Raw genomic sequence first — 13072 nt, forward strand, 5'->3', positions numbered from 1 at the left:
TTCAGGTCTTAACGGACCGGCGGCGCATACATGATGCCGCCTTCAGTCCAGAGGGCATTGATGCCGCGATCCAGACCAAGCGGGGTGTCCGGACCCACGTTGCGGTCGTACATTTCGCCGTAGTTGCCCACCAGCTTGACCACCTTGTGGCCATAGTCCGCCGGCAGACCGAGTTTGGCGCCCATATCACCATCCGTGCCGAGCAGGCGCTGGATGTTCGGGTTGTCGGATTTCAGCATGTCGTCGGCGTTGGCGCTGGTTACGCCCAGCTCCTCGGCGTTGACCTGAGTGAACAGAACCCATTTGACGATGTTGAACCACTGATCATCGCCCTGGCGCACCACCGGACCCAGCGGCTCCTTGGAGATGGTATTGGGCAGGATAACGGCGGCGCTGGGATCCTGCAGCTTGGAGCGCAGCGCGGCGAGCTGAGACCGGTCGGAGGTCAGCACGTCACAACGGCCAGCGGAAAAGCCCTGTACGGTCTGTTCCGAGGTATCGAACACGATCGGCTTGAACTCCATGCCCTTGGCACGGAAGTAGTCGGAAAGGTTCAGCTCCGTGGTTGTACCCGCCTGGATGCACACGGACGCGCCGTCCAGCTGGGTGGCGTCGGTCACGCCGAGGCTCTTGTTGATCAGGAAGCCCTGGCCGTCGTAGTAGTTGACGCCGGCGAAGTTCAGACCCAGCGATGCGTCACGGGTCAGCGTCCAGGTGGTGTTACGGGAGAGCATATCGATCTCGCCGGACTGCAGGGCGGTGAATCGCTCCTTGGCGGTCAGCGGCGTGAATTCAACCGCCGATGCGTCGCCAAAAATTGCGGCTGCGACGGCCCGGCAGGTGTCTACATCGATCCCTGTCCAATTGCCTTTATCATCTGGCTGTGAGAAACCCGGCAGGCCGGTGGTGACACCGCACTGCAGGTGACCTTTCGATTTCACATTCTCAAGCGTGGTAGCGGCCATCGAGCTGGTTGCACCCAGTGCGCCTACAGCCAGAGCAATCCCCAGGGCAATCGATTTCGTCTTTCTCATTGTCATTTCTCCGAACATCTGTTGGTTTTTGCAACATGCTGGCTCAGCAATTTGCGAGCCATTCATCGCAACCAATTGATTTGTATTGTTTTTATCCAGCACTGAGTTCGTCCAGAAAGTTCTGGCGCCCGGTGAGTCGATAATTTGCACTCATACAGTGCCAGCCTGCGCCCGAACGCTCCCAAACGAAGCGACCTCGGGGCCAGTGCCCTATAAAGGTAGATCAAAGTTCGGAAAAACAACCAGCTTTTTTCGGGAATTTATTCAGGAATGACCGTTGAAGCCGGCTCCACGTAGGTTTCGACACGCTTGAGCCATCCCGGTAGCCACCGTTCCCGCTCGATGGGCGCCTCGGCATTGTCTGCCCTGCGGGTGAGCACACGGGCCGCCGCCTCCCGGAACTGATCCAGCGCGGTATCGGCCGGATGGCCAGACATGGCCAGCAACACCTGCAAAAGGCCCCAGCCCTCACCGTTGTAGCGCTCGGACTCGGCCAACCCCTCACCCTTGAAGTTGACATAGTCGATCAGGGCATAGACACCGCCGGGCGTCTCGCTGAGAGCAGCCACGCGCGCCGTCACCATGTCCGTTTTCGACTCCGGGGCAGCGCCAATGACCCGGCTCAGGGACTCCCTGGCCCGGTGATAGATAAATTCCGTCTGAACGGCCCGGGTCTTCATCAGAAATGCACGAAGATCCTCAACGCTCGCGGAATCCGATACCTGCAGAAAAGCGTCACGGTTGGGCCAGGGCGCATCAAACGGGCGAAGTTCAGCCAGCGACTCCGGCAGTTCGACGTTGCGCCGACGCATGAAATCTACCAGGGCAGGGAAGCTCTCCACAAACCGGCCTTCAACTGCGGCCGGATACCAGATGAAATGCCCGATACCCAGGGACGGAAAGGCCTCCCCGGCGTTCCAGTGAACCAGGCACCGGGTTTGCCCGGCGCATTCGTTCCGGAATATCTGCTCACCAATCCAATCAAGCTGTCCCGGCGACAGTGCCAGTTCGACTTCAGAGGACGGAACGTCGCTCCCTGCCAAAGGTGTCACCCGCAGCAATTTACCGTCGGGGCTGTCCGTTAACAGGTACAGGGCGCCATCGGGCCCGGTGGCGACATCCCGGATACGGGCATCGAGCTCCCCGAAAAAAGTGCCGGCGTCGTTCGCCTGCAAGCGGTTCAGTGTCACCCGGTGAACATTCCTGGCCGCGAGGGCGCCTACCAGCAGGTCGCCCTGCCATTCCGGAAACAGATGCCCCCGGTAACGGGTCATGCCCGACGGGGCGATCGACGGGGTCCACTGCAGGAGCGGCTGCTTCATGCCTTCCCGCGCCGTGTACGGGGTAATCATCGCCCCGGTGTAGTCGATGCCATAGCTGATAATCGGCCATCCATAGTTCTTGCCCGGCTCGATCACATTGATTTCATCCCCACCCCGGGGGCCGTGTTCGTGAGCCAGCAAAAGGTCCTCCTGGGCGTCGTAAACCAGGCCCTGAACATTACGGTGGCCGTAGCTGTATATTTGAGGAAGAGCCCCCTCGCGGCCAACAAACGGATTATCCGCCGGCGCCGAGCCGTCCGGATTCAGCCGAATGATCTTGCCAAGGTGGCTTGACAGTTTCTGGGCCTGCTCCCGGTAATCAAACCCGTCACCGAGCGTGACGATGAGGGTGTCGTCCGGTAGCCATACCATCCGGCCACCGTAATGGGCACCGCCCTCCTTGGCAGGCCTGGCGCGAAAGATCTCCACCACTCCGTTGAGCTGGCTTTGCTGCAACTGCGCCCTGGCAACGCACAGTTGGTTGGCCGCTTCGGTGCCGCAGGCATAGGCCAGAAAAATCCGACGATCGTCGGCAAAGTCTGGCGAAAGCACTACGTCAAACAAGCCTGCCTGGGCACTGTTGAACACCGACGGCACACCCTTGATCGGCGCCTTCACCAGTTGACCTTCCGGCGTGATCCGGCGCAGCCGCCCTGCTCTCTCGGTCACCAGGGCACCGCCATCCGGGAGAAAGGCAACGGACCAGGGGTGCTCCAGACCCGAGGCCACGGTCTCCACCTGGTAGTCTTCAACAACTTTCTGGGCTCGGGCAGTGTCGGTAACCCCCAAGGAACCCAGCACCAGGACGCACGCCACGACTGGAGACACAGCGCCCCTACGTGGCCTTCTGGTTGCGGCCAGCCTCACAAACAGCCAACCTGCCCACGCAGCTGTGAGCAACATGGCCAACAAGCCCGTAACCGAACGGGTTGCGGCAATCAGGGTCGGCATCGGCAGCAGCGCATTGGTGATCGCGAAAGCAGTCCACAGACCGGCCGCCGCGGCAACAGCGTGCCCCGGGCCGCGCATCCACCCTGGAAGCCAGGTAAGTAAAGGCGCGGCAAGGGCCTGGGACAACAGGAAACTGGTGCCAAACAGGGCGGCGTACAACGGAGCAAAATTCAGCAGGTCATGCAATGTGGCGGTCCAACGCGCCTCCAGACTGATGGCTACTCCGAGATTCTGCAATGCCAGCAGGTTGAACTGGGTCTGGACCACTGTTCCAATCAATGTGCCGGCCACCCATGCAATCAGGAATGCGATGATGACAGCCCCCATCCGCGAGCCCATTCTCTTTACCACTAATGCCTCCTTGTTGCCTTTCCGCAGGTACACGCCGTGTCGCCATTGGTACAGTCAGACCGCACCAAGGCCCGCGCCATCCATACAAGCATAAAAAAACCGGAGCATCACGCTCCGGTTTATTGATTATGGGGTTATGGCCTCGAGAGAACCCGTTTACTGTTCCACAAAGGCCCGCTCGATCACATAGTGCCCCATCTTGCCGCCCCGGGCCTCTTCAAAGCCCATGTCGTTCAGGATGGCGCAGGTATCCTTGAGCATGCTCGGGCTGCCACAGATCATGAAGCGGTCGTTTTCCGGATCAAAATCAAGCAGACCCAGGTCGCGGGTAATCTTGCCGGTCTCCATGGCATCGGTCAGCCGGCCCTGGTTACGGAACTCTTCCCGGGTGACGGTCGGGTAGTACACCAGCTTGCCCTTGACCATATCGCCAAAGTACTCGTTTTCCGGCAGCTCTTCGATTTCCTTCTGGTACGCCAGCTCGGAGACATAGCGAACGCCGTGGGTCAGGATCACCTTGTCAAAGGCCTCGTAAACTTCCGGATCCTTGATAATGCTCATGAAAGGCGCAAGGCCGGTGCCAGTGCTGATCAACCAGAGGTTCTTGCCGGGCAGCAGGTTATCGAGAATCAGGGTGCCGGTTGGCTTGCGGCTCACCAGGATTTCATCGCCCACCTGGATTTTCTGCAGACGCGAAGTCAGCGGGCCGTCCTGAACCTTGATCGAGAAGAACTCCAGTTCCTCCTCGTAGTTGGCACTGGCGATACTGTAGGCACGCATCAGCGGCTTGCCGTCGGTTTCCAAGCCAATCATTACAAAATGGCCGTTCTTGAAACGAAACCCGGGGTCCCGGCTCGTGGTAAAGCTGAACAGGGTGTCGTTCCAGTGATGGACGCTGGTCACTTTCTCTTTGATCAGGTTGCTCATGTAAACCTCTTGCCTGTTCGTTGCGCTGTTACGGCGACAGTTTCAATTTCAGATTGCGTCTAGTGTAACCCGGCATTAACCTATCGGGAAAATGGGATATTCTCATAACCTTATTCGAGTGAGCCGATATAGAGCGAATCGTTATGAAATACAGTTTCCGACAGCTGGAGGTGTTTCTCGCAGCGGCCCATTTCCAGAACATTACCCGGGCCGCGGATTCCCTTGCCATGTCGCAGTCAGCGGCCAGCAGCGCCCTGAAAGAGCTCGAAAACCAGTTCGACATCCAGCTGTTCGATCGGGTCGGCAAACGACTCCAGCTCAATGAACTGGGCCGTCTCTACCGGCCGAAGGTCGAAGCAGTGCTCGCCCAGGCCAACGAACTGGAGCAGGCCCTCAGTAAACACACCGAAGTGGGTGCCCTGAAGGTTGGCGCCACGCTCACTATCGGAAACTATCTGGCCGTGGGTGTCATGGCCCAATACATGAATACCCCTACCCATCCACGGGTGTCGCTGGAAGTGGCGAATACCAGCACCATCGCCCGGCGGGTCAAGGATTTCGAGCTGGACATCGGGTTGATCGAGGGGGAGCTGCAATCGCCCGAGCTTGAGGTGATACCCTGGCGAGGTGATGAGCTGGTGGTTTTCTGCTCACCCACTCACCCCCTGGCCGCAAAAGGTGCACTGACCGATGAGGATCTGGTGGAGGCAACCTGGATCATGCGGGAACCGGGGTCCGGAACCCGTCAGAGCTTTGAACGGGGCATGCACGGCCTGCTTCCGGATCTGAACGTATTGCTTGAGCTGGAGCACACTGAGGCCATCAAACGCGCTGTCGAAGCCGATCTGGGTATCGGCTGCCTGTCCGAAGTGGTGCTGGCCGATGCGTTCCGACGGGGCAGCCTGGTACCGCTGTCGGTACCCGAGCACCGCCGTTTCGACCGCCAGTTCTATTTCATACTGCATAAACAGAAATACCGGAGCGCCGGGATTGACGCCTGGATCGACCTCTGCCGGAACCTAGGCTAACGGCCCGCTATGAAACCGGAACTCCGAATCCGGCGCCTCGATCAGGGCCCGCTCCAGTTCGAGGAAGCGCTGCACACGTCCAGTCACTGACTCGCCCGCCGCCTGCTCGGCGAGAGTCAGATAGTCCCGGTAATGCCGGGCCTCCGACTTCAGCAGGCTGGTGTAAAAAGCCGCGAGCGTGTCATCCAGATGTGGCGCCAGCGCCGCGAAACGTTCACAGGAGCGGGCTTCAATAATCGCACCGACCACCAGAACGTCCACCAGGCGCCCCGGATCTTCGGTGCGAACCTCCTGGCGAAGTCCCGCCGCGTAGCGCGAGGGTGTGAGGTGGCCGTATTCCACGCCCCGCTTCTTCATGATGGCCAGCACCTGCTCGAAATGCCGGAGCTCTTCCCTCGCCAACCGGGACATCTTGTTGAGCAGGTCGGTGTTATCAACGTACCGGTACATCAGACTCAGCGCAGTGGAGGCCGCCTTTTTCTCGCAATGGGCGTGGTCAATCAGCATCAGGTCCTGGTTTTCCAGGGCGTTGTCGATCCACCGCCGGGGCGTTGGACAAGGCAGGAAATCGTGAATGTCTTGCAGGGCCGCGTTCATATCGTTGACTGATTCATGGAATGAAAGCCAGGGAGTATACCGCACGTAGCAGATTGGTCCGACCACTGTCCAACTTAACTTTATAAGGGGTTTCCTATAGAATGCAGCGCCAGATCAAGGAGTCTCTGAATAAATCCTGAAACCCCATCGGTGATTTGAGGCCTTATTCAGAGGCTCCTGCGGCCTTTTCGCCACAAAACTCCCGCCGGGCTCCGTGCCCACGGATGCGGGACATACCAACTGATGAGGGTCCATATCGTGTTAGAAGCCTATCGTGAACACGTTGCCGAACGTGAAGCCCTGGGTATTCCTCCCAAGCCCCTGAATGCCGAGCAGACCGCAGCTCTGGTGGAACTGCTGAAGAACCCGCCCGCCGGCGAAGAAGAAACGCTGGTATACCTGCTGGAAAACCGCATTCCGCCGGGCGTCGACGAAGCCGCTTACGTGAAGGCTGCCTTCCTGACTGCCGTTGTCAAAGGCGAGGCCTCTTCTCCGCTGATCAGCAAAGAGTACGCCGTCAAGCTGCTGGGCATGATGCAGGGTGGCTACAACATCGCGACTCTGGTCGACCTGCTGGACAACAGCGAACTGGCCGAACTGGCCGGTGAGCAGCTCAAGAAAACCCTGCTGATGTTCGATGCCTTCAACGATGTGAAGGAAAAGATGGACGCGGGCAACGCCGTTGCCAAGGCAGTGGTTGAATCCTGGGCCAACGCCGAGTGGTTCACCAACAAGAAGAAAGTGCCCGAGAGCATGAAGATGGTCGTGTTCAAGGTAACGGGTGAAACCAATACCGACGACCTGTCCCCGGCTCCCGATGCCTGGTCCCGCCCGGACATTCCCCTGCACGCCCGCGCCATGTACAAGATGGAGCGTGACGGCCTGAAGCCGGAAGAGCCCGGCGTTACTGGCCCGATCAAGCAGATCGAGGAAATCCAGTCCAAGGGTCTGCCGGTCGCCTTCGTAGGCGACGTGGTTGGCACCGGTTCCTCCCGTAAGTCTGGCACCAACTCCGTGCTGTGGTACTTCGGCGAAGACATCCCGGGCGTACCCAACAAGCGTGCTGGTGGCGTGTGCATCGGCAATAAGGTAGCCCCGATCTTCTTCAACACCATGGAAGACGCCGGCGCCCTGGTATTCGAAGCCCCGGTTGACGACATGAACATGGGCGATGTGATCGAGATCCGCCCGTACGAGGGCAAGGTTCTGAACGAGGCCGGCGAAACCATCTCCGAGTTCAAGTTCAAGTCTGACGTGATCCTGGACGAAGTTCAGGCCGGCGGTCGTATTCCGCTGATCATCGGTCGTGGCCTCACCAACAAGGCCCGCCAGGCTCTGGGCATGGGTGCCACCGACATCTTCCGCCTGCCGAAGGATCCGGAAGCCGGCGACAAGGGCTTCACCCTGGCCCAGAAGATGGTTGGCAAGGCCTGTGGCCTGCCGGAAGGCAAAGGCGTTCGCCCGAACACCTACTGCGAGCCTCACATGACCACCGTGGGCTCCCAGGACACTACCGGTCCGATGACCCGTGACGAGCTGAAGGACCTGGCGTGTCTGGGCTTCCAGGCCGATCTGGTGATGCAGTCGTTCTGCCACACCGCCGCCTACCCGAAGCCGGTAGACGTGGAAATGCAGCACACCATGCCGGACTTCATCCGCACCCGTGGCGGTGTGTCCCTGCGTCCGGGCGACGGTATCATCCACTCCTGGCTGAACCGCATGCTGCTGCCGGACACCGTAGGTACCGGTGGTGACTCCCACACCCGTTTCCCGATGGGCATCTCCTTCCCGGCCGGTTCCGGCCTGGTGGCGTTCGCGGCTGCCACCGGCGTAATGCCGCTGGATATGCCGGAATCGGTTCTGGTGCGTTTCAAGGGCGAGATGCAGCCGGGTATCACCCTGCGTGACCTGGTACACGCGATCCCGCTGTACGGCATCAAGCAGGGCATGCTGACTGTTGAGAAGAAAGGCAAGATCAACGAATTCTCCGGTCGCATCCTGGAAATCGAAGGTCTGGAGCACCTGACCGTTGAGCAGGCGTTCGAGCTGTCTGACGCCTCCGCCGAGCGCTCCGCAGCCGGTTGTACCATCAACCTGTCCGAAGAGTCCGTGGCCGAATACCTGCGCTCCAACATCGTGATGCTGCGCTGGATGATTGCCGAAGGCTACGGCGACCCGCGTACCCTGGAGCGTCGCGCCCAGCAGATGGAAGAGTGGCTGGCCGATCCGAAGCTGATGCGCGCCGACAAGGACGCCGAGTACGCCCACGTGATCGAGATCGATCTGGCCGACATCAAAGAGCCGATCGTGTGCTGCCCGAACGATCCGGACGACGCCAAGTTCCTGTCCGAAGTGGCTGGCGACAAGGTGGACGAAGTGTTCATCGGTTCCTGCATGACCAACATTGGTCACTTCCGTGCCGCAGGCAAGCTGCTGGAACAGCACAAGGGCCCGCTGAGCACCCGTCTGTGGATGTCTCCGCCCACCAAGATGGACCAGCAGCAGCTGATGGAAGAAGGCTACTTCAACACTTACGGCACCGCCGGTGTGCGCACCGAGATGCCGGGCTGCTCCCTGTGCATGGGTAACCAGGCGCGAGTCGCTCCCAAGAGCACCGTGCTGTCCACCTCCACCCGTAACTTCCCGAACCGCCTGGGCGATGGTGCCAACGTGTACCTGACCTCTGCGGAACTGGCAGCGGTGGGTGCGGTTCTGGGCAAACTGCCCTCTCCTGCAGAATACATGGAGTACGCCAAGGACCTGAACAGCATGTCGAAAGAGATCTACAAGTATCTCAACTTCGACCAGATGGAGGACTACACCAAGAAGGCGTCTGAGGCCAACGTGGCCTGAGCACCGCCCTCAGGGGTATGACTCCATGAAAACGCCAGCCTTCGGGCTGGCGTTTTTCGTTGGTGGAAGGCTAGCGCTCCAGCAGGATCTTGCCCATGGCCTGTCCCGATTCCAGGTGGCGATGGGCTGCGCCAATCTCGGTAAACCGGAACCGCCGGCTGTCGATCAGCGGCCGCACCTTGCCCTGCTCCAGCAGATCCTGCATGGCCTGCAGCAGCCTTGGCTGGTCATCCATGCCAACGCCGTGCAGCAGGGATATCGAACGGAAGATTACGTGCAGGGTCAGACTCTTGGAGTGCATCTGGGTGAGATCATGGCTTGAGCGGGTATTGATGGAGCACATCCGCCCGTTGACGCCGGCGGCCTCGATGGTCCGATCCAGGTTTTGGCCACCAACTGTGTCGAACACCAGGCTGAAGCCTTTGCCGTCGGTCAGGCGCTGCCGGTAGTCTTCCACCGACTCGTCCTTGTAGAAGATGATGTCATCGGCACCCAGACGGCGGGCCTCCTCCGCCTTCGCCTCGCTGGAGACCGTGGTGGCAACCCGTGCGCCCAGGTATTTGGCAATCTGGATCGCCATATGGCCGACGCCACCGGTACCTGCGTGAATCAGGGCATGTTCGCCCGGCTGGAGCTGGGCACGATCCACCAGAGCGCTCCAGGCCGTCAGGAACACCAGCGGCACGGCGGCGCATTCGTTCAAAGGCAGGGCTATGGCAGGTGTTCGCCGGGTCAGCAGCCGTACATCGGCAACCATGTAGTCCGCCAGGGCACCCTGCCACTGGCCAACGCCGCCGGCACAACCAAATACCTCGTCGCCCTCGGCAAATCCGGTAACGCCGGGTCCCACCTTGTCGACGATGCCCGACACATCGCCATTGAGAATGGCGGGCATGGCGGGTCCGGTTTTGACAAGGCCCGAGCGGATCTTGGTTTCAAGGGGATTGACGCTCGAAGCAACGACCTTGATGCGGACCTGCCCCTCAGCCGGCTCCGGGGTCGCGACCTCACGTTCAACGAACACTTCCGGCCCCCCGAACTGTTCAATAACCATCGCTTTCACAGTGTGCACCTCATCAGTTGGCTATCAGTAGAAAATCAGTCTCACCAGTATGGCGGCCACCATGATCAGGGTAATGATCTTCACCCATCGCGCGCCCTGTTTGCTCATGTTTACCCGGGTGGCGATAAAGGCACCGGTGACGTTGCCGGCCGCCAGAGTCAGCCCCATGCCCCACCGCACCTGATCGTTAATAGCGAACACCAGCAGTGCCGCAACGGTAAAGGGCAGAACAATAGCCACCTTGAGTACGTTCACCTGGCGCAGATCGATCTTGAGCATGTGGTACAACACCACGATGAACAGCACGCCCACGCCTACCTGGATGAACCCCCCGTACATCCCGACGAAAAACATCGCCAGATAGACCACAGGCGTCAGACGCTCCGTGGTCAGGGGTCGGGTATCCAATGAAGGCTGGGGCAGCAGCATGAATACCGAAGCGCCGATCATCGCCGTGATCAGAACCGCTTCGAACACCGCATCCGGCACGCCACTGGCAATCCAGGCCCCAAGCAGTGAGCCCAGGATGGCGGGCACGGCCAGATACAGGCTGACCATCAGGTTGCCATGGCCCATGCGGTAGAAACTGCCGACTGCGGTAATGCTCTGCAGGGTGATGGCGACCCGGTTGGTGCCGTTGGCTACCTGGGGAGGCAACCCCAGGAACATCAGCAACGGCAGGGTCAACATGGAACCGCCGGCAGAGAGAACATTGATAAAGCCGGCGACGCCACCGAGCGCCAGGAGTGCCAGAACCTCATAGAGAGTCAACGTCATGGAAGGATTCCGTTATTCAGCCGCCAGCGCAGAGGGGCGGCGCCCCTGGCGACTGCTCCAGATGAAGGCGACGACAAACAGGGCCAGGCCAGCCAGGTCCAGAAGAAGCTGACCATGGGGCCAGAGCATGAGCAGCCCCACTGGGAACATGAGCAGCCGAACGACCGGATGCAGCGGATGTTCCAGATACCCCTCAAGGCCGGCAACGATGGCGTAAATGCCGAACAGGGCAAAACAGAAGACGGTCAGCATCTGCTCGAAATCGCCGGTGATCAGCGGTGAATAGGCGAACAGCAGCGGAACGATGTACAGCCCCTTGGCGAGCTTCCAGGCCGTGAAGCCTGTGCGCATCTGCGGCGTACCGGCAATGGCGGCAGCCGCAAACGCGGTCAGGCAGACCGGCGGGGTAACGTTGGAGTCCTGCGACAGCCAGAAAATGATCATATGCGCCGCCACCAGCGCCATCGACAGAGTGACTGGCGAGAGCGCCTGCTCCAGCAGCTGGGTACTGAAGGTGTCGGGCACCAGTGCCAGGAGCTGGGTTGCGGTCGCCCGGTCCATGGGCGCTCCGAGCAACTCCATCTTGTCCGGCGCCACCAGCATGAAAATGGACCTGGCCTGCTCCGGCAGATTGCCGCTCATGATCAGATCGAGCAATTGGCTCTGGGCAATCAGCTGGTAGATGGCCGGTGCCGAGAGAGTTGCCAGCACAATGTAGGCCGCAGTAACCGGCAAACCCATCCCGAGAATGAGCGATGCCAGCGCCACCAGCACGATGGTCACCAGCAGGCTGCCACCCGCCCAGTCGGTGATCATGATCGAAAAGGTATTGCCGATGCCGGTGGTCGAAACCACCATCACGATCAGGCCCACGGTAATGAGCAGGATGGCGGTGGTGGTGATATTCCGGGCCCCCATCATCAGCGCTTCGAGTATGTCCTTCACGCCCATGGGCTTGCTCGAAAGCCAGGACGCCACTATCACCGACAGGATGGCGATGCCGGCCGCATAGGTAGGCGTGAAACCGTACACCAGGGCACCCACAAGAACAAAAAGCGGTAACAGGAAGTGCCATCCGTCTTTCAATACGGTCATCAATGAGGGCGAATTGTCATCCTCGAGTTTGACCGCGTGGCTGCGCTTGGCTTCGATTCGCACGAACATCGCCACCGAAAGGAAATAAAGCAGGGCCGGCAGGGCGGCGACCGAAATAATCGTGAGGTAGGACACCTGGGTGTACGAAGCCATGATGAACGCGCCGGCACCCATGACCGGAGGCATCAACTGCCCCCCGGTAGACGCTGCCGCCTCGATGCCAGCGGCGAAGCGCGCCGGGAAACCAGCCTTGCGCATCAGTGGAATGGTAATCACGCCAGTGGATACCGTGTTGGCGACACTGGAACCGGACACGGACCCCATCAGGCCCGAGGAAAATACCGCCACAAATCCAGGGCCGCCGGTGAAACGCCCCGCGGCGCAGCGGGCCAGTTCAATGATGAAGTCCCCTGCCCCTGACTTCACCAGAAACGCCCCAAACAGGATGAACATGAATACGTAGGTCCAGGATATACGGGCAATGGACCCCAGCATGCCCTGACCACCGAGGTAAGAGCGGAAAAGCACCGTCTCCCAGGTCAGCCCCGGGAAGTTGAAAATGCCATCCACGTATTGGCCCCACCAGGCCACGTAGGACAGCGCCGCAATGCAAAGCACCGGAATGAACCAGCCAACGGTCCGTCGTGCGAACTCCAGGATCAGCAGGACAGACGCAATTGAAACCACCCAGTCGGCAGTGTTGAAGTTAACGCCGCGCTGGTAGAGCGCACTCTCAAACAGGATCAGATAGGCGGCGCATCCCAGAGCCGCGAGCCCCAGAACAACATCCACCCCGAGAACAAGCCGCTGCCCGCCGGGCGAGCGCATCCGGAACATGGGGGTTGTGAGGGCGCAGATAAGCCCGAACAGCCCGAAATGAAGCGCGGAGGTCCACAGCTCCGACAGGGTGGAGACTGTATTGAAGTAGAGATGAATTAACGAGGTGGCAACGGCGACCACAAAGATCACCGGCCCGAGAAGCCGGTGATTAATCCGTTCCGTGGCGCCATTGGCACTCTCGTCGCGGATCCCCTTGATTCCGTCAGGAGATCCGCTGTCTGGTGAGTTGACCAC

Annotated in this window: 9 protein-coding genes; 2 read left to right on the forward strand and 7 right to left on the reverse strand. The window is 60.1% G+C overall.

What is annotated here, in order from left to right; genetic code table 11:
* Positions 1-8: 8 nt before the first annotated feature.
* From AC0J1C_RS10815 to AC0J1C_RS10825, 3 genes are all read right to left on the reverse strand, one after another.
* Positions 9-1040 carry an amino acid ABC transporter substrate-binding protein gene (locus tag AC0J1C_RS10815; protein ID WP_473043851.1) on the reverse strand — a complete coding sequence of 344 codons (1032 nt, stop codon included), beginning with the start codon at positions 1038-1040 and terminating at the stop codon, positions 9-11.
* A 254-nt stretch (positions 1041-1294) separates the two neighbouring features.
* On the reverse strand, positions 1295-3658 hold the full coding sequence (locus AC0J1C_RS10820) for a PQQ-dependent sugar dehydrogenase (protein ID WP_473043853.1): 2364 nt from the start codon (positions 3656-3658) through the stop codon (positions 1295-1297).
* 156 nt (positions 3659-3814) lie between these two features.
* On the reverse strand, positions 3815-4585 hold the full coding sequence (locus tag AC0J1C_RS10825) for a ferredoxin--NADP reductase (protein WP_473043855.1): 771 nt from the start codon (positions 4583-4585) through the stop codon (positions 3815-3817).
* A 143-nt stretch (positions 4586-4728) separates the two neighbouring features.
* Here AC0J1C_RS10825 and AC0J1C_RS10830 point away from each other — a divergent pair, with 143 nt between their 5' ends.
* Positions 4729-5613 (forward strand): LysR substrate-binding domain-containing protein, encoded by an 885-nt coding sequence (locus tag AC0J1C_RS10830; RefSeq protein WP_375193489.1) that lies wholly within the window; start codon positions 4729-4731, stop codon positions 5611-5613.
* Here AC0J1C_RS10830 and AC0J1C_RS10835 read toward each other — a convergent pair.
* Complete coding sequence (locus AC0J1C_RS10835) at positions 5605-6210, reverse strand: tRNA-(ms[2]io[6]A)-hydroxylase (RefSeq protein WP_375193490.1); 606 nt, start codon at positions 6208-6210, stop codon at positions 5605-5607. The two genes, AC0J1C_RS10830 and AC0J1C_RS10835, sit on opposite strands and share 9 nt — an antisense overlap.
* Before the next feature lie 258 nt (positions 6211-6468).
* Here AC0J1C_RS10835 and AC0J1C_RS10840 point away from each other — a divergent pair, with 258 nt between their 5' ends.
* Positions 6469-9063 carry a bifunctional aconitate hydratase 2/2-methylisocitrate dehydratase gene (locus AC0J1C_RS10840; RefSeq protein ID WP_473043858.1) on the forward strand — a complete coding sequence of 865 codons (2595 nt, stop codon included), beginning with the start codon at positions 6469-6471 and terminating at the stop codon, positions 9061-9063.
* Between the two features lie 70 nt (positions 9064-9133).
* Here AC0J1C_RS10840 and AC0J1C_RS10845 read toward each other — a convergent pair whose 3' ends face one another.
* Genes AC0J1C_RS10845 through AC0J1C_RS10855 form a run of 3 tightly spaced genes read right to left on the reverse strand, consistent with a single transcriptional unit; the run spans position 9134 to position 13072 of the window.
* The gene (locus AC0J1C_RS10845; protein WP_473046532.1) at positions 9134-10117 is read right to left on the reverse strand and encodes a zinc-dependent alcohol dehydrogenase family protein; all 984 of its coding nucleotides are present in this window, start codon (positions 10115-10117) and stop codon (positions 9134-9136) included.
* Between the two features lie 33 nt (positions 10118-10150).
* Positions 10151-10903 (reverse strand): sulfite exporter TauE/SafE family protein, encoded by a 753-nt coding sequence (locus AC0J1C_RS10850; protein ID WP_228143545.1) that lies wholly within the window; start codon positions 10901-10903, stop codon positions 10151-10153.
* A gap of 12 nt (positions 10904-10915) precedes the next feature.
* On the reverse strand, positions 10916-13072 hold the full coding sequence (locus AC0J1C_RS10855) for a TRAP transporter permease (RefSeq protein ID WP_473043860.1): 2157 nt from the start codon (positions 13070-13072) through the stop codon (positions 10916-10918).

This window comes from Marinobacter sp. E2, assembly GCF_055755345.1.